The sequence below is a fragment of the Sanguibacter sp. 25GB23B1 genome, assembly GCF_040012415.1.
GTDB lineage: Bacteria > Actinomycetota > Actinomycetes > Actinomycetales > Cellulomonadaceae > Sanguibacter.
Map to the genome: position 1 here is coordinate 1 of NZ_JBDYKL010000038.1, position 17,408 is coordinate 17,408.

General features: G+C 71.0%; 12 protein-coding genes. 9 read left to right on the forward strand and 3 right to left on the reverse strand.

What is annotated here, in order from left to right; all coding sequences use genetic code 11:
• Both ABKW26_RS17165 and ABKW26_RS17170 read left to right on the forward strand, forming a co-directional pair.
• Positions 1 to 197: universal stress protein (locus ABKW26_RS17165; protein ID WP_348595232.1), on the forward strand; the 197-nt coding region annotated here is incomplete at its 5' end.
• Between the two features lie 241 nt (positions 198 to 438).
• Positions 439 to 1,959 (forward strand): RNA polymerase sigma factor, encoded by a 1,521-nt coding sequence (locus ABKW26_RS17170; protein WP_348595234.1) that lies wholly within the window; start codon positions 439 to 441, stop codon positions 1,957 to 1,959.
• A gap of 122 nt (positions 1,960 to 2,081) precedes the next feature.
• On the opposite strand, the gene ABKW26_RS17175 is transcribed toward ABKW26_RS17170, so the two are convergent.
• On the reverse strand, positions 2,082 to 2,297 hold the full coding sequence (locus ABKW26_RS17175; protein WP_348595236.1) for a hypothetical protein: 216 nt from the start codon (positions 2,295 to 2,297) through the stop codon (positions 2,082 to 2,084).
• Positions 2,298 to 2,436: 139 nt separating this feature from the next.
• On the opposite strand from ABKW26_RS17175, the gene ABKW26_RS17180 reads away from it, so the two are divergent.
• From ABKW26_RS17180 to ABKW26_RS17210, 7 genes are all read left to right on the forward strand, one after another.
• Positions 2,437 to 4,566 (forward strand): DNA topoisomerase IV subunit B, encoded by a 2,130-nt coding sequence (locus ABKW26_RS17180; protein ID WP_348595237.1) that lies wholly within the window; start codon positions 2,437 to 2,439, stop codon positions 4,564 to 4,566.
• A 156-nt stretch (positions 4,567 to 4,722) separates the two neighbouring features.
• Entirely contained in the window at positions 4,723 to 5,772 is a 1,050-nt protein-coding gene (locus ABKW26_RS17185; RefSeq protein WP_348595238.1) for a GNAT family N-acetyltransferase, read from the forward strand.
• A 125-nt stretch (positions 5,773 to 5,897) separates the two neighbouring features.
• Positions 5,898 to 6,893, forward strand: coding sequence for a hypothetical protein (locus ABKW26_RS17190; protein ID WP_348595240.1), 996 nt, complete (start codon positions 5,898 to 5,900; stop codon positions 6,891 to 6,893).
• A gap of 8 nt (positions 6,894 to 6,901) precedes the next feature.
• Positions 6,902 to 7,633 (forward strand): hypothetical protein, encoded by a 732-nt coding sequence (locus ABKW26_RS17195; protein WP_348595241.1) that lies wholly within the window; start codon positions 6,902 to 6,904, stop codon positions 7,631 to 7,633.
• The gene (locus tag ABKW26_RS17200; protein ID WP_348595242.1) at positions 7,630 to 8,682 is read left to right on the forward strand and encodes an energy-coupling factor transporter transmembrane component T; all 1,053 of its coding nucleotides are present in this window, start codon (positions 7,630 to 7,632) and stop codon (positions 8,680 to 8,682) included. Before ABKW26_RS17195 ends, ABKW26_RS17200 begins: the two co-directional genes overlap by 4 nt.
• Positions 8,679 to 10,316: an ATP-binding cassette domain-containing protein gene (locus ABKW26_RS17205; RefSeq protein WP_348595243.1), complete on the forward strand. Its 1,638-nt coding sequence runs from the start codon at positions 8,679 to 8,681 to the stop codon at positions 10,314 to 10,316. The genes ABKW26_RS17200 and ABKW26_RS17205 overlap by 4 nt, the downstream gene beginning before the upstream one ends.
• On the forward strand, positions 10,313 to 11,131 hold the full coding sequence (locus ABKW26_RS17210) for an ECF transporter S component (protein WP_348595245.1): 819 nt from the start codon (positions 10,313 to 10,315) through the stop codon (positions 11,129 to 11,131). The genes ABKW26_RS17205 and ABKW26_RS17210 overlap by 4 nt, the downstream gene beginning before the upstream one ends.
• On the opposite strand, the gene metH is transcribed toward ABKW26_RS17210, so the two are convergent.
• Both metH and ABKW26_RS17220 read right to left on the reverse strand, forming a co-directional pair.
• Positions 11,128 to 14,658 carry a methionine synthase gene (gene metH, locus ABKW26_RS17215; RefSeq protein WP_348595246.1) on the reverse strand — a complete coding sequence of 1,177 codons (3,531 nt, stop codon included), beginning with the start codon at positions 14,656 to 14,658 and terminating at the stop codon, positions 11,128 to 11,130. The two genes, ABKW26_RS17210 and metH, sit on opposite strands and share 4 nt — an antisense overlap.
• Before the next feature lie 102 nt (positions 14,659 to 14,760).
• Entirely contained in the window at positions 14,761 to 17,232 is a 2,472-nt protein-coding gene (locus ABKW26_RS17220; protein ID WP_348595247.1) for a DNA topoisomerase (ATP-hydrolyzing), read from the reverse strand.
• Between the last annotated feature and the right edge of the window lie 176 nt (positions 17,233 to 17,408).

Genomic DNA, 17,408 nt, shown 5'->3' on the forward strand with positions numbered 1-17,408 from the left:
TGCTCGACGAGCGTCACGACGTCTCCGAGGACCTCATCGCCGTCGCCGAGGAGGTCTCTGCGGACGTCATCGTCATCGGGCTGCGACGTCGCAGCCCGGTGGGGAAGCTCATCCTCGGGTCGAACGCCCAGCGGATCCTCCTCGAGAGCCCGTGCCCCGTGCTCGCGGTCAAGCCCGAGCGCCAGCTCCAGGGCTGACCCGGAATCTTTTCGGTCCGTCGGACGTTCTCTCTCCAGAGCCCCGGCAGCCGCCGGAGTCCTCGGTGCCGGACGTGACCACGACCGGAGATCACCCGAGAAGTCGGTAGGGAACCCGGCCAGATCGCCCCTCGAGGGCGTGACTCGCCGTGTCGGCAAGTACAATATGGGTTTACGGCAGCTCTGGAACACCATCGGAGCCAGCCGGACACCGCCTACCTGAGATGCCGAAAGGTCGTTTGTGGCGCCCATCTCTGCGAATCCCGCTCTTCCGCGCGAATTCGAGCACCCAGCATTGCAAGATCTCATCCGACGTGGGGCGACCCACGGCCGTGTGGATGCCGAGAGCTTCCGCGCTGCCTGCGAGCACGCGGAGGTTGCCGACGCCAAGCGTCTCAAGGTCGTCTTCCGCGCCCTCGTGTCCGCCGGCGTCGACGTCGACCTCCCGACCATGAAGGTCGCTGCGGCCGCGACGACTCGCAGCACCACCGCGACCGCTCGCGCCGTCAAGCCGAGGACGACCGCGGCAGCGAAGAAGGCTGCAGCGGCCGAGGCTGCTGCAGCCGCACCGGCCGACGTCGTCACCTCGGGGGAGGGCGTCGAGTCCGAGACCCCCAAGCGGGCTCCGCGCAAGGCGGCCGCGGCGAAGGCCGCACCCGTCAAGCGCCCCCGGCGCAAGGCGTCCGACGACGAGGGCCACGTGTCCGACGGTGTCGAGGTCGCCGAGCTCGAGGAGGTCGACCCCGCGGCCGTCGCCAAGAAGGCGGCCGAGGAGGGCGACGAGTCTCGCGGCTACGTGTACTCCGACGCGGACGACGACGACGCTCCCGCGCAGCAGGTCATCACGGCCGGCGCGACGGCGGACCCCGTCAAGGACTACCTCAAGCAGATCGGCAAGGTCGCGCTCCTCAACGCGGAGCAGGAAGTCGACCTCGCCAAGCGCATCGAGGCCGGTCTCTTCGCGGACGAGCGGCTCGCGTCGGACACGAAGTTCGAGCCGAAGGCGCGCCGGGAGCTCGAGTGGATCGCGGGCGACGGTCGTCGTGCCAAGAACCACCTGCTCGAGGCCAACCTGCGACTCGTCGTCTCGCTCGCCAAGCGCTACACCGGCCGCGGGATGCTCTTCCTCGACCTCATCCAGGAGGGGAACCTGGGCCTCATCCGTGCCGTCGAGAAGTTCGACTACACGAAGGGCTACAAGTTCTCGACCTACGCCACGTGGTGGATCCGTCAGGCGATCACCCGTGCCATGGCCGACCAGGCACGCACGATCCGAATCCCCGTCCACATGGTCGAGGTCATCAACAAGCTCGCTCGTGTGCAGCGTCAGATGCTCCAGGACCTCGGGCGCGAGCCCACCCCGGAAGAGCTCGCCAAAGAGCTCGACATGACGCCCGAGAAGGTCGTCGAGGTCCAGAAGTACGGACGCGAGCCGATCTCCCTCCACACGCCCCTGGGCGAGGACGGCGACAGCGAGTTCGGTGACCTCATCGAGGACTCCGAGGCGGTCGTCCCCGCAGACGCGGTGAGCTTCACGCTCCTCCAGGAGCAGCTCCACCAGGTGCTCGACACGCTCTCTGAGCGCGAGGCGGGTGTCGTGTCCATGCGCTTCGGCCTCACGGACGGGCAGCCCAAGACGCTCGACGAGATCGGCAAGGTCTACGGCGTGACGCGTGAGCGCATCCGGCAGATCGAGAGCAAGACGATGTCGAAGCTGCGCCACCCCAGCCGGTCACAGGTCCTGCGCGACTACCTGGACTGACCAGGACCGCCTGGGCTCGACAGAGCCGGAACGACGAAGGAGCCCGCCCCCTCGAGGGGGCGGGCTCCTTCGTGCGTGCTGTCGGGACCGCGTCGAGGTGGAAGCGGTCGATCCAGGAAGCGTCAGCTGCGTGCGCCGGCGCCGTGCTCCTCGAGAAGGCGGTCCGTCTCGTCCTGGATGTGGGTGGCGATGCTCGCGAAGGCGTCGGAGTGAGCGCGCGCGTGGTGCGCGCAGAACAGCAGCTCGCCCGCCGGGAGGAGGACGCGAACATAGGCCTGAGCGCCGCAGCGGTCGCAGCGGTCGGCCACGGTCAGAGCTTCAGTCGTCGTTGTAGTCACTCTGCAATGAAACCACCTGGGTCCACGTTTGCGCGTACCGAGAGCGGGTGGTTCGCTCCGCGCGTATTCGGTCCGTCCTCCGCTGCGGCACGGCACGGCAGCAGAGCAGCGTCGGTGGGAGGCACTAGGCTCGGTCACCGTGACGACTGCATCCGCTGAATCCAGCTACACCGCGCGGCACCTCTCTGTCCTCGAGGGGCTCGAGGCCGTGCGCAAGCGCCCCGGCATGTACATCGGGTCGACCGACTCCCGCGGCCTCATGCACTGCATGTGGGAGATCATCGACAACTCGGTCGACGAGGCTCTCGGTGGGCACTGCACCCAGATCGGCATCGTCCTGCACGCGGACACCTCCGTGTCCGTGAGCGACGACGGCCGCGGGATCCCTGTGGACGTCGAGCCGAAGACGGGACTGAGCGGTGTCGAGGTCGTCTACACGAAGCTGCACGCCGGCGGGAAGTTCGGGGGCGGCTCCTACACGGCGTCCGGAGGGCTCCACGGCGTGGGTGCATCCGTGGTCAACGCTCTGTCCTCGCGACTCGACGTCGAGGTCGATCGCGGGAGCAAGATCCACCGGATGACGTTCCGGCGCGGAGAACCGGGTCTCTTCGACGACTCTGCGTCCGGACCTGGCCCGGACTCGCCCTTCACGCCGTTCACCGACACCTCGGAGCTCGTCGTGGTCGGGAAGGCCAAGCGAGGTCAGACGGGGACACGCGTGCGGTACTGGGCGGACCGTCAGGTCTTCCCGAAGAGCGCCGTGTTCTCCTACGACGAGCTCGTCACCCGCGTGCGCCAGACGACCTTCCTCGTCCCGGGCCTGAAGATCACCGTGCGTGACGAGCGGGGCCTGCCCGGCACCCCGGGGGAGTCCGGGCCGCACGAGGAGACGTTCGTGCACCACGGTGGGACCGTCGACTTCGTCGAGTTCCTCGCGCCCGACGCGCCCGTCACGGCGACCTGGCACCTCACGGGCGCCGGGACGTTCAAGGAGACTGTGCCCGTCCTGGACGACCGCGGTCACCTCACCCCGCAGGAGGTCACGCGCGACTGCGAGGTCGACGTCGCGATGCGTTGGGGGACCGGCTACGACACCGAGGTCCGGACCTTCGTCAACATCATCTCGACCCCCAAGGGTGGGGCGCACCTCGCCGGATTCGAGGCAGGGCTGCTCAAGGTCATGCGCAAGGCTGTCGAGACGAACGCACGCAAGCTCAAGGTCTCGACGAAGGACGGCGCGGAACGGATCGAGAAGGACGACGTCCTCGCGGGCCTCACGGCCGTCCTCACCGTGCGCCTCGCTGAGCCGCAGTTCGAGGGGCAGACGAAAGAGGTCCTCGGCACGGCCCCGGTGCGGGCCATCGTCTCTCGTGTGGTGGAGCAGCAGATCACCGCGATGTTCTCGTCGCCCAAGCGCGACGACAAGACGCAGGCCTCGCTCCTGCTCGACAAGATCGTCGCCGAGATGCGTGCGCGGCTCTCCGCGCGCAAGCAGAAGGAGATCTCGCGACGCAAGAACGCGCTCGAGACCTCGTCGCTCCCGACGAAGCTCGCCGACTGCCGGAGCGACGACGTGGGCCGCAGCGAGCTCTTCATCGTCGAGGGTGACAGTGCGCTCGGCACCGCCAAGCTCGCGCGTTCGTCCGACTTCCAGGCGCTGCTCCCGATCCGGGGGAAGATCCTCAACGTCCAGAAGGCCTCGGTGAGCGACATGCTGCGCAACGCCGAGTGCGCCGCGATCATCCAGGTGCTCGGCGCGGGCTCTGGCCGGTCGTTCGACCTGGAGGCCGCGCGCTACGGCAAGGTCGTCCTCATGACGGATGCCGACGTCGACGGTGCGCACATCCGCACGCTGCTGCTCACGCTGTTCTTCCGCTATATGCGTCCGCTCGTCGACGCCGGCCGCGTGTACGCAGCGGTCCCGCCGCTGCACAGGGTCGAGGTGATCGGTGCGGGGTCCCGCAAGAACGAGTACATCTACACCTACTCCGAGGCCGAGCTTGCTGCGACCCTCAAGAAGCTCGACAAGTCGGGAAAGCGCTACAAGGACGACATCCAGCGGTACAAGGGCCTGGGGGAGATGGACGCCGACCAGCTCGCGGAGACGACCATGGACCCGCGCCACCGGACGCTCCGACGGGTGACGGCCGACCACGCCGAGGCCGCCGAGAACGTCTTCGAGCTCCTCATGGGCTCGGACGTCGCACCGCGCAAGGACTTCATCATCGCGGGCGCGAACGCCCTCGACCGGTCGCGCATCGACGCCTGAGGAGGCCCGGGTGACGGGCGCCGTCGCGGGTGGGGGCCCCGGAGGTGCCCGTCGGTGGCCTGGCTCTCGGGTGTCCGATGCGTAACATCAGTGTTAAAAGCGGTGGTTGACCCCAGTGGTGTCCCTAGTCTGGGTCCATGAGCGAGAGCTGGATCCATGAGTGAGACGACGAGACGTGCGAGCATCGCCGAGCGGGCAGGTGCGCCGACGGTCGTGTCCCTGCCCTCTGCGGACCTCGGTCTTCGGTGGCGCCCGATGGGCCCCGCCGACGGTGCGCGGCTCGCAGCCCTCATGGCGACGATCGAGGACGCGGACGGGACACCGTACCGGACGGCCCCCAGCGAGGTCGACGACATCTTCGTCGGCGAGTGGAAGGACAACGCCCGGGACACGGTCGTCGGCATCGACGAGCACGGAGTCTTCCGGGCTTACGGCACGGTCGAGGCGCCGCCCGGGGACGAGTCCGTGGTCCGCGTGTTCATCGCGGGTGGCGTGCACCCGGAGGTGCGTGGTGCCGGCGTGGGCCGCGAGGTGCTCGCCTGGATGACCGCACGAGCCCGTCAGAAGCTCGCCGAGTCGGGCAAGGACGTGCCCGGTCGGATCGCTGCGTTCCTCGACGACACCGCGCCGGACCAGTGGCACCTGTTCGAGGCCGCCGGCTACACGGCCGTCCGGTTCTACTCCAACCTGCGCCGCGACCTGGCTGCGCCCACGCACGACGTCGCGCTCGAGCCGGAGCTGCGGGTCGTGCCGTGGGACGAGAGCCTCGACGACGCCGCGCGCCGGGCGCACAACGACGCGTTCCGTGATCACTGGGGGAGCGAGCCCGCGACGCGGGAGTCGTGGGTCCAGGGCCGGAGCATGTTCGCGCCCGGGTGGAGCTTCGTCGTGGTCGACACGACGAAGGCGTCCACCGATACGCCCTACGTCGCTGGATATCTCCTCTCCAGCCGTTACGAGCAGGACTGGCCCGTCACGGGGCACACGAGCGGGTACATCGAGACCCTGGGCGTCCGGCGCGGGTACCGAGGTCGCAAGATCGCCGTCGCGCTCATCGCCGCCGCCATGGACGCCTACAGGGAGAGCGGCATGGAGCTCGCCGAGCTCGACGTCGACGCCGACAACCCGTCGGGGGCCTCCAGCCTCTACTCCAGCCTCGGCTTCGTGAAGTCGAGCGGGTCGCGGATGTACTCCCTCGAGCTCTGACGGAGCCGCACCTGCGGGGTGCGGGGCGTGAGACGGCGAAGGCCCGGGGACGCCCCCGGACCTAGACTCTCAGGGTCTCCAGCGCTGTGCTGAGGCTCTCCCCACCACACCGAGGATGTCGTCGATTGCGTGCTCTCCCTCTCACCAGCCTCGTGGCGTTCGCTGCGTTCGCCCTGAGCGCCTGCTCCCCTGCGGACTCACCCGAGCCGTCGCCGACCGCGACCGCCGCCCCCGGGGCGACCGTCGTCGCGAGCGCCTGGCTCATGGAGCAGGCCGGGGTCGACGGCCTCTTCGTCACGGAGTTCGACGGCCAGAGCTACCCGGATCCCGGCCTGACCGCCGACGTGACGCTCGCGCTCACGGCTGCGGGGGACCCCGCCGCCGCAGCCACGGTCGCGGAGGCCCTCGCCGACCCTGAGGTCGTCACGTCCTACGTGGGGGACGGAGCGACCAGCCTGTACGTGGGATCGGTCGCGAAGCTCGCCGCGACGCTCACCGTCGCGGGGCTGGACCCGGCTGAGGCGACCGGCCGCGACCTCCTCGCTGAGCTGACCTCTCGCGAGGCACCCACAGGCCGTTTCACCGACCTCGGCGAGGCCGACTACTCCCAGACGGTCTCCCAGTCCTGGGCGGTGCTCGCGCTGAGCCAGGCCGGCGAGGCGCCGTCGACGGCCGTCGACTTCCTCGCAGCCCAGCAGTGCGCCGGCGAAGGCTACCCGGCAGCGCTCGCGGACGAACCCACGGGCACGTGCGACGCCGACGCCGACGCGACGGGCTTCGCCGTCTCTGCGCTCGTCGCGGCCGGCGTGCCGGTCGAGGACCCACGCGTCGCCGGCGCGGTCGACTGGTTGACCGAGACGGCACAGAGCGACGCCGACGGACAGTACTGGCTCTCGGCCGAACCGGCAGAGCCGAGCGTCAACAGCACCGCGGTCGCCGCGATCGGTCTGCACGACGCAGCGCAGGACGACGCGCAGGCGCTCGCGTGGCTCGAGGCGCAGATGGTGGACTCGGGCGACGATGCTGGGGCCCTGACGATCGCCGGGGTCCCGGACGCGCGGGCGACGTCGCAGGCTCTCGTCGCACTCGCGGGGACGGGCTTGGCCGGGCTGCTCGGCTAGGAGTCGCCGTGCTCGCTCCTCTCGTCGCCACCGTCCTCGCTGCAGGGCTCGTCGCCGGTGCCCCGGCGGTGCGGGCCGAGGGCGCTCGCCCGTCGTCGCCGTGCGAGGGGGTCCTCGTCGTCGTCGACACGGCAGCCCTGCCCCCCGCCGCGGACGGGTCCGCTGGCGTCGGGTCGATCGGGTGTGCACCGAGCGACCCGACGACGCCGGGGAGCGCAGACGGGCTCGAGGCGCTGCGTGACGCCGGCGTCCGCGTCGACGGGACGGCACAGTGGGGGGCCGCGTTCGTCTGCAGGGTCGACGGGCGCCCCGGGCCGTCCGAGGAGATCGTCCTGCCCGACGGCGGGGTCGTCCGAGAGACATGCGACCGGACACCGTCCGCACAGGCGTACTGGACGCTCTGGACGGCCGCACCCGGCGGTGCATGGACCTACGCGCAGACTGGCGCGGCGAACCTGGAGCTCGAACCGGGTGCCGCGCTGGGCCTCGTCTTCTCGCTGGGCACGGACAGCCCAGAACCACCGTCGGTCTCCGCCGAGGACGCACGAGACGGGATCGTGGGCGACGGCTGGACCTGGCGCACCGGGTCGCCCGAGGACGCGTCCGAGGCGACCGCCGGCACGAGCGCCGACGACCGGCGCACGGGGGCCTCGGACGACACGGTCCTGGCTGTCGTCGCCGTGACGCTCGTCGTGGTCATGGGCCTCGCGAGCGTCGCACTCGCGCGGAGACGCCGATGACTCCCGCCGGGTCCACCCTCCCGGTCCACCCCGGGGCGTGGTGGGTGTGGGCGCTCGCGACGGCGACGGCCGCAACCCTGACGTCGAACATCCTCGTGCTCGCTCTCCTCGTCGCCACGACGTGCCTCGTCGTGGCGACCTGCGCATCGCCCGGGGACCTGCGCAGGTTCAGCCTCTACCTCTGGGTGTCCGCCGCCGTGGTCGTGGTGCGTGTCGTGTTCCGCTGCGTCTTTCCCGACAGCGGTGGCACACCGCTCCTCACCCTCCCGACGGTGACCATCGGCCCGCTCGAGCTCTTCGGCACGCTCACGACCCACGCGCTCTCGAGCGCCGTGAGCGGTGGACTCCAGCTCGCCGCCGTCATCCTCGCGGTCGGCGCCGCTCACACGCTCGCCGACGTGCTCCAGCTCCTCAAGCACGCCCCACCCTCGCTCGCCGGGCTCTCGACGTCCCTCGTCATCGCCGTCTCGGTCTTTCCCGAGCTGGCCCGCAGCGCCCAGGACGTCCGCAGCGCCGCACGGCTGCGCGGAGGACGGTCGGGGCTCCGGGGCGTCGTCGTGCCCGTGCTCGAGTCCACGATGGAGCGTTCCGTCGCGCTCGCGGCCGCGATGGAGGCGCGCGGCCTGGGTGCGAGCCTGCCAGCGCCGAGGGGCCTGAGCCCCACCGGTCGGATGATGTCGGCAGGCCAGCCGGTCTGCGTGCTCGGTGCGGTCCTGTGCGTGGCGCTCGCGGCCTACGGGCTGCTCGACGACGCGTGGCCGGTGTGGCTCGCGCCGTCGCTCGCGGGCTGCGCCGTCGGAGCAGGCGTGGGTGCGGCACTCCTCGACCGGACCGCTCGGCGCACCGTCTACCGGCCGGACCGCTGGGGGGCGGGCTCGACGGTCACGGCCGCGAGCGGGCTCGCCGCTGCGCTCGTCGTGACCGTGCTCGTCGCACCGTCGGTCAGGACGCCTGCGCTCGGCGGCGGACCGGCCTTGAGCGTTCCTGCGCTCCTCGGCCCGCTCCTTCTCGCGGTCCCCGTGCTCGTGGCGTCGAGGAGGGCTCGATGATCGAGCTGCGATCGTTCGGCTTCGCCTACGACGGCGCCCCGGTGCTCTTCGCGGACGTCGACCTCGTCGTCGGCGCCGGCGAGCTGGCCCTCGTCGTCGGTCCGACCGGTACGGGGAAGTCGACGCTCTTGCGGTCGATGAACGGGCTCGTGCCACGCTTCACCGGTGGTCGGGTCACGGGGGAGGTGCTCGTCGACGGTCGGTCCACGCGCGACGTCGAACCGCGAGACCTCGCCGGGACCGTCGGCTACGTCGGCCAGAACCCCGCGCTCGGTTTCGTCACGGCGCACGTGGAGTCCGAGCTCGCGTTCGGCATGGAGCAGCACGGTGTGGACCCGAGGACGATGCGGCGGCGGATCGAGGAGACTCTCGACCTCGTCGGGATCGCCGATCTGCGCCACCGGCGGCTCGAGACGCTCTCGCTCGGCCAGCAGCAGCGCGTCGCCATCGGCGCGGTGCTCACCGGTGCACCACGTGCGCTCCTCCTCGACGAACCCACCTCGGCGCTCGACCCGGTCGGCGCAGAGGAGGTGCTCGCGACGGTCGGACGCCTCGTGCACGACCTCGGGCTGACGGTCGTCCTGGCTGAGCACCGGCTCGAGCGTGTCGTCCCGCTCGCGGACACGGTCGTGCTCCTCGACGGGGCAGGGGGAGTGTCGACGGGCTCTCCGCAGGAGATCTTGCCCGGCACGTCGGTCGCCCCACCGATCGTCCGGCTGGCCGTGGCTGCCGGTTGGTCACCGGTGCCGCTCACCGTCCGCGACGCCCGCAGGTTCGCCCGCGACCTCGTCCCGACGCTCGTCCGGCCCCCGGAACCTGCTCCACGTACGGCTCGCCGTGGCAGCCCCGTGCTCGTCGCCCACCAGGTGAGCGTGCGCTATGGCACGGACCCGGCGGTGGACCGCGTCGACCTCGCACTGGAGGCGGGCGAGATCACCGCGCTGATGGGCCGCAACGGCTCCGGCAAGTCGTCGCTGCTGTGGAGCCTGCAGGGCAGCGGCCGGCGCGACGGGGGAACGGTCGAGGTGCACGGTGTCGACCCGTACGCGGTGTCCCCGTCTCGCGCGCGGTCGCTCGTCGGGCTCGTCCCGCAGGACGTCACGGCGATGCTCTACCTCGAGACGGTCGCCGAGGAGTGCGCCGCGTCCGACTCCGACGCGCACCGCGCGCCAGGGACGACCAGGGCGATTCTCGACTCGATCGTGGGCGGCGGCACCGGAGCGACCGGAGCGACCGGAGCGACCGGGGTGGACCCGGGAGTGCACCCGCGGGACCTCTCCGAGGGGCAGCGTCTCGCGCTCGTCCTCGCGATCGTGCTGGCCACCGAGCCGCCCGTCCTCCTCCTCGACGAGCCGACGCGGGGTCTCGACCACGACGCCAAGGTCCGGCTGGTGGCGGCGCTGCGCTCGATGGCCGAGCGCGGGGTGGCGGTCGTCGTCGCGACCCATGACGTGGAGCTCGCGGCCGACGTCGCCGACCGCGTCGTCCTCATGACCCAGGGCGAGGTCGTCGCCGACGGCGACGCGCGCCCGATGCTCACGGGGTCGCCCGGCTTCGCCCCGCAGATCGCGAAGATCCTCTCCCCGGGTCCCTGGATGCGCATGGACGACGTCGTCGTCACGGATCGCTCATGACGGACCAGCCGGTGGCCTCGCTCCTCGGACGGGAGGTCGCCCCCGGTCGGCGGGCAGCGTCGGTCGTCCTGCTCGCCGTCGCGAGCGTCCTTGGCCTGGCGATGTTCTGCTGGCCCCTCCTCGCGAGCGTCCTGCCCCGCGCGGGCGGGCAGAGCGCGCCGTGGCTCGTGCTCGTGCTGCTGCCGGTGCTCCTCGTGCTCGTGCTCGCGCAGCTGGGCTCCGACGGGCTCGACGCCAGGAGCCTCGCGATGCTCGGCGTGCTCTGTGCGGTCAATGCCGCGCTGAGGCTCGTGAGCGCGGGGACCGGTGGCGTCGAGCTCGTGTTCTTCCTGCTCGTGCTCGCCGGGTACGTGTTCGGCCCGACCTTCGGCTTCCTGCTCGGGGCGATGTCGCTCTTCGCGTCGGCGCTGCTCACGGCCGGCGTCGGCCCGTGGCTGCCCTTCCAGATGTTCGCCGCCGCGTGGATCGGCCTCGGCGCCGGCCTCCTCGGGCGGTTCCTCGCCGGCCGTGTGCGGCCCCGAGGGCGCGGTGAGATCGCCGCGCTCGCCGGCTACGCGGTCGTCGTCGCCTACGTCTTCGGCGCGCTCATGAACCTGTGGTTCTGGCCGTTCGCGCTCGGCGGGGACACGAGGATCTCCTACGTGCCCGGGGGAGGTCTCGCCGAGAACGTCCGCCGGTTCGTCGCGTTCACGGTCGTCACGTCGCTCCCCTGGGACACCGTGCGTGCGGTGACGAACGCCGTCGCCGTCGTCGTCCTCGGGCGGCCGGTCCTCGGGACCTTCCGCCGTGCTCGGCGACGCGGGACCTTCGGCTAGACCGAGAAGTACTTCGCCTGCGGGTGGTGGAACACGAAGGCGTCGGTGGACTGCTCGGGGTGGAGCTGGAGCTCGTCGGACAGCTCGACGCCCACGCGCTCCGGGCGCAGGAGCTCGACGACCTTGCGGCGGTCCTCCATGTCGGGGCACGCCGGGTAGCCGAGGGAGTAGCGGGCGCCGCGGTAGGCGACCTTGAACATCCCTTCGAGGTCTGCCGGGTCCTCGGCGGCGAAGCCGAGCTCCTCGCGCATGCGGGAGTGCCACATCTCGGCGAGCGACTCGGTGAGCTGCACGGAGAGGCCGTGGAGCTCCATGTACTCCCGATACTTGTCGGCCGCGAAGAGCTTCGCGGTGTGGTCGTTGACCGTGGCGCCCACGGTGACGAGCTGGAAGCCGACGACGTCGACCTCGCCCGAGTCCTTCGGCCGGACGAAGTCCGCGAGGCACAGGTGGCGGTCGCGGCGCTGACGAGGGAAGGTGAAGCGCAGCCGCTCCGTGCCGGGCGTGCCGCCCGAGCCGCCGTCCGGCCCCTCGTGGTGGAGGACGATCACGTCGTTGCCCTCGGAGACCGCGGGGAAGTAGCCGTAGACGACCGCCGGCTCGAACATCTCGTCGGTCTTGATGCGGTCGAGCCACTCCCGCAGGCGGGGGCGGCCCTCGGTCTCGACGAGCTGCTCGTAGGACGCGCCGTCGTCGGCGCGGGACGGCTTGAGACCCCACTGCCCCATGAAGGTCGCGCGCTCGTCGAGGAACGCGGCGTAGTCGGCGAGAGCGATCCCCTTGACGATGCGGGTCCCCCAGAAGGGTGGTGTCGGCACGGGGTTGTCGGCAACGACGTCCGAGCGGGAGGGGAGATCCTCGTCCGGGGTCTGCGTCACGGAGACGAGGGCGTGGCGACGCTTCTTCAGCGGGGGCAGGCCGACCGCGTCGCGGGCCTCGCCGCGAGCGATCCGGACGAGCGGTTCCATGAGGCGCAGGCCCTCGAAGGCGTCCTTGGCGTAGCGGACCTCGCCGTCGTAGAGCCCGGCGAGGTCGTCCTCGACGTACGTGCGCGTGAGCGCGGCGCCTCCCAGGAGCACGGGGTACTTCCCCGCGAGGCCGCGGGCGGAGAGCTCGAGGAGGTTCTCCTTCATGACGACGGTCGACTTCACGAGGAGGCCGCTCATGCCGATGACGTCAGCACCGTGCTCCTCGGCCGCGTCGATCATCGCTGCGATCGTCTGCTTGATGCCGATGTTCACCACGGTGAACCCGTTGTTCGTGAGGATGATGTCGACGAGGTTCTTCCCGATGTCGTGGACGTCTCCTCGGACGGTCGCGAGGACGATGGTGCCCTTGCCGGCCTCGTCGGACTTCTCCATGTGCGGCTCGAGGTGCGCGACGGCGGTCTTCATCGCCTCAGCTGACTGGAGCACGAAAGGCAGCTGCATCTCGCCCTTGCCGAAGAGCTCACCGACGACCTTCATGCCCGCGAGGAGGTGGTCGTTGATGATGTCGAGGGCCCGCATGCCCTCGGTGAGCGCGAGATCGAGGTCGTCGTGGAGCCCCTTGAGCTCGCCGTCGACGATCCGGCGCTCGAGCCGTTCGCCGAGGGGGAGCGCCGCGAGCTCGGCGGCGCGCACGTCCTTGAGCGCGGCACTGTCGACTCCGGCGAAGAGGTCGAGCAGGCGCGCGAGCGGGTCGTGGGTCATGGCACCGTCGGCGTCGAACTCGCGCTTGTCCCACACGAGGTCGAGCGCCGCCTGACGCTGCTCGTCGGGGATCTTCGCGAGCGGCAGGATCTTCGCGGCGTGCACGATCGCGGAGTCGAGCCCGGCTTGGACGGCCTCGTGGAGGAAGACCGAGTTGAGGACCACGCGGGCCGCCGGGTTGAGCCCGAACGAGACGTTGGAGACTCCGAGGGTCGTGTGCACACCGGGGTAACGAGCCTTGAGCTCGCGGATCGCGGTGATCGTCTCGATCGCGTCGCGGCGCGTCTCCTCCTGGCCGGTCGCGATGGGGAACGTCAACGTGTCGACGATGATGTCCTCGACGGACATCCCCCACGTGCCGACGAGGTCGTCGATGAGGCGTGACGCGATGGCGACCTTGCCCTCGGCCGTGCGCGCCTGGCCGTCCTCGTCGATGGTCAGTGCGATGACGGCGGCACCGTGCTCCTTGACGAGCGGCATGATGCGGCCGTAGCGCGACGTCGGGCCGTCCCCGTCCTCGAAGTTCACCGAGTTCACGACGGCGCGGCCGCCGATGAGCTCGAGGCCGGCCTGGATGACGGGTGGCTCGGTCGAGTCGATGACGAGCGGCAAGGTCGACGCGCTCGCGAGCCGGGAGACGACCGACCGGATGTCGGCAACCCCGTCGCGGCCGACGTAGTCGATGCAGACGTCGAGCAGGTGCGCACCGTCACGCGTCTGGGCCCGGGCGATCTGGACGCACTCCTCCCAGTTCTCCGCGAGCATCGCCTCCCGGAAGGCCTTCGACCCGTTGGCGTTGGTGCGCTCGCCGATCGCGAGGAACGACGCGTCCTGGTCGAAGTCGACGTGCGTGTAGAGGCTCGCGACTCCGTGCTCGGGCACCGGCGCCCGCTCGACGACCGGGCGCGCGCCGACGCGCTCCACGACCGCGCGCAGGTGCTCAGGGGTGGTGCCGCAGCACCCGCCGACGAGCCCGAGCCCGAACTCGCGGGCGAACTGCTCGTGCGCGACCCCGAGCTCGACCGGGGTGAGGGGGTAGTGGGCGCCGTTCGCGCCGAGGACGGGGAGACCAGCGTTGGGCATGCACGTCACCGGCACGCTCGAGTGCTTGGCAAGGTGGCGCAGGTGCTCGCTCATCTCCGCCGGACCGGTCGCACAGTTGAGACCGATGGCGTCGATCCCCAGCGCTGCGAGGGTGGTGAGAGCGGCGCCGATCTCCGACCCCATGAGCATCGTCCCGGTCGTCTCGACGGTCACCTGGACGAAGATCGGGACCTCGACGCCGGCCTCGACCATCGCCTCCTTGGCCCCGTTGATCGCAGCCTTGGCCTGGAGCAGGTCCTGGCACGTCTCGATGAGCAGCGCGTCTGCACCACCGCGGACGAGACCGGTCGCCTGCAGCGCGAACGTCCCCTTGAGGTGCGCGTACGTCGTGTGCCCGAGGCTCGGCAGCTTGGTGCCCGGGCCCATGGACCCGAGGACCCAGCGCGGCCGGTCCGGCGTCGAGTGCTTGTCGGCGCTGCGGCGCGCGATGCGGGCACCGGCCTCGGCGAGCTCCACGATCCGGTCGTCGATCCCGTAGTCGCCGAGGTTCGACCAGTTCGCACCGAAAGTGTTCGTCTCGACGCAGTCGACCCCGACGGCGAAGTAGGCGTCGTGCACGGCCTCGACGACGTCAGGGCGCGTGACGTTGAGGATCTCGTTGCAGCCCTCGAGGTCGGCGAAGTCCGCGAGCGTGAGGTCGTGCGCCTGCAGCATCGTGCCCATCGCACCGTCGGCGACGACGACCCGGGTGGCGATGGCGGACTTCAGCGCGGCGGCGCGGGGGGTGAGCATGCCGCCAGTCTAGGTTCCGGCCGTCTAGGGGCGGCCGGGTGACCGCCCCTCGGGCACCGGGGTGCGAGCGGCCCGAGGGGTGGCGCCGGAGCGGTGGGAGGCTCAGCCGACAGCGTGCACCGGAGCGGGGAGCGCCACGCCGGACGCATCACGTCGCGGGTCGGCCTCCGGCAGGTCGATCGGCTGACCGGCGGAGCCGGTGGCGTGCGGGGGAGCGACCCCGACCCAGGCGAGGACGAGGGTGTCCTCTCCACGCAGGAACCGCTGCGAACGTACGCCACCCGTCGCGCGCCCCTTGGCCGGGTACATGTCGAAGGGCGTGATCTTCACGCTGCCCGTCTCCGTGCCCGGGAGCGCGTCCGAGGCACCCGCGACCGTCACGACCGCGCTCGCGGGACCGTCGGCGGCGATGCCGCCGAAGTGGACCACCCGCTGACCGGGAGCGAGCCGGATCCCCGCCATGCCGGCCGCGGTCCGACCCTGCGGGCGCACCGCGCTCGCGGCGAAGCGCAGCAGGGAGGAGTCCGAGCTGACGAACACGAGCTCGTCGGCGTCCGTGACCGGGGTCGCGCCGACCACCTCGTCACCGTCCTTGAGGGAGATGACCTCCCAGGCGTCGCGGTTGGGCACGTCGCCCTGAGCGAGACGCTTGACGGTCCCGTTCGCCGTGCCGAGCGCGAGCGTCGGTGCGTCGTCGTCGAGGGAGACGAGCGTGATCATGCGCTCGCCCGGGTCGAGGGTGCACACCTCGGCGACCGGCACGCCTCCCGACAGGCTCGGTGCGCCTTGCGTCGGGGGCAGCGACGGGAGGTCGAGGACGGACACCTTGACGATGCGACCGCGGGAGGTGAGGGCACCGATCTCGGCGCGGGCCGTGGTTGCCACGGCTGCGGCGAGCACGTCGTGCGCATGGCGGTGGTCGTCCCGCAACGGTGCCTCGGCGCCGCTCGAGCGGGCGAGGAGACCGGTCGCGGAGAGCATCGCCCAGCAGGGCGAGTCCTCGACCTCGAGCGGCACGGCGGAGCCGCGCACGCTCACCGTCCCGATCGCCCCGCTGACGCCCGCACCGGCGGAGTCGAGCAGGATGGTGCGACGCGGGGTGCCGTAGACCTTCGCGACGTCGGCCATCTCCTGGCTCGCGACGCCGCGCAGCCGTGACTCGTCGGCGAGGATCGCCTGGAGCTCGGCGATCTCCTCCGCGAGGGAGGACTGCTCCTTCTCGAGCTCGAGCCGCGAGAACTTCGTCAGACGGCGCAGCTGGAGCTCGAGGATGTAGTCGGCCTGGAGCTCGGAGAGGTCGAAGACCTCGCGCAGTCGCGCGCGGGCGGTCGCCGTGTCGTCCGAGGAGCGGATGACCTGGATGACCTCGTCGATGTCGACGATCGCGAGGAGCAGTCCCTCGACGAGGTGCAGTCGAGCGAGCTTCTTGTCGAGCCGGAACCGGCAGCGCCTCCGGACGACGTCGATGCGGTGGGCTACCCAGACGGTGAGCATCTCCCGCAGGCCCAGCGTTCGCGGCTGGCCGTCGACGAGGGCGACGTTGTTCATGCCGAAGGAGTCCTCCATCGGCGTGTAGCGGTAGAGCTGCTCGAGGACGGCCTCGGGGTTGAAGCCGGTCTTGATCTCGATGACGAGGCGCAGGCCGTGGGAACGGTCGGTGAGGTCGGTGACCGCCGTGATGCCGGAGAGCTTCTTCGCCTGGACGCCCTCCTTGATCTTCTCGATGACCTTCTCCGGGCCGACGAGGTACGGCAGCTCGGTGACGACGATGCCCTTGCGCTTCGGCGTGACGTACTCGATGCGTGTCGTCGCGCGCGTCTTGAAGGAGCCCCGGCCGGTCCGGTAGGCGTCGCGGATGCCCTCGAGGCCGATGATCTTCCCGCCCGTGGGCAGGTCCGGTCCCGGGACGAAGCGCATGAGGTCCTCGAGCGTCGCGTCCGGGCGCGCGACGAGGTGGCGTGCGGCGGCGATGACCTCGATGAGGTTGTGCGGGGCGAGGTTGGTCGCCATGCCGACCGCGATGCCGGACGCTCCGTTGACGAGGAGGTTGGGGATCGCCGAGGGGAGCACCTCGGGCTGGGTGAGCTTGTTGTCGTAGTTCGGTACGAAGTCGACGACGTCCTCGTCGAGGCCGGTCGTCATGAGCATCGCCGGCGCGGCAAGACGCGCCTCCGTGTAGCGGGGGGCAGCCGGCCCGTCGTCGAGCGAGCCGAAGTTCCCGTGGCCGTCGATCATCGGCAGGCGCAGCGAGAAGGACTGCGCGAGGCGCACGAGGGCGTCGTAGATCGCCGTGTCGCCGTGCGGGTGGAGCTTCCCCATGACCTCACCGACGACGCGGGAGGACTTCACGTGCGCCCGGTCGGGCCGCAGGCCCATGTCCGCCATCTGGTAGAGGATGCGGCGCTGGACCGGCTTGAGGCCGTCGCGGGCGTCGGGAAGGGCACGGGCGTAGATGACCGAGTAGGCGTACTCGAGGAACGAGCCCTCCATCTCCGTCGCGACGTCGATGTCGATGATGTTCTCGACGACGTCCGCCGGGTCGATCACCTGATCGCCGGTCGGCTTGCGTGCCATGGGTACGACTCCTGAGGATTGCGGGGGAGCGGTCAACGGTCCATTGTTGCCTCTCCACCGGGCGTGGGGTGGTGGGCGCGCCACAGTGTGACACGAGCCTGCTGACACGGGCCCACCAGGGAGCACCCGGAGGCGGACGCCCACACGTCGTCCACCACGTCCGGCGCCCGAGGCCA

What these genes read in the sequence shown, in the direction of transcription:
- ABKW26_RS17185 (WP_348595238.1), top strand. Translation starts at nt 4,723, where the DNA reads ATGAGTGAGACGACGAGACGTGCGAGCATCGCCGAGCGGGCAGGTGCG.
- ABKW26_RS17200 (WP_348595242.1), top strand. Translation starts at nt 7,630, where the DNA reads ATGACTCCCGCCGGGTCCACCCTCCCGGTCCACCCCGGGGCGTGGTGG.
- ABKW26_RS17205 (WP_348595243.1), top strand. Translation starts at nt 8,679, where the DNA reads ATGATCGAGCTGCGATCGTTCGGCTTCGCCTACGACGGCGCCCCGGTG.
- ABKW26_RS17210 (WP_348595245.1), top strand. Translation starts at nt 10,313, where the DNA reads ATGACGGACCAGCCGGTGGCCTCGCTCCTCGGACGGGAGGTCGCCCCC.
- metH (WP_348595246.1), bottom strand. Translation starts at nt 14,658, where the DNA reads ATGCTCACCCCCCGCGCCGCCGCGCTGAAGTCCGCCATCGCCACCCGG.
- ABKW26_RS17220 (WP_348595247.1), bottom strand. Translation starts at nt 17,232, where the DNA reads ATGGCACGCAAGCCGACCGGCGATCAGGTGATCGACCCGGCGGACGTC.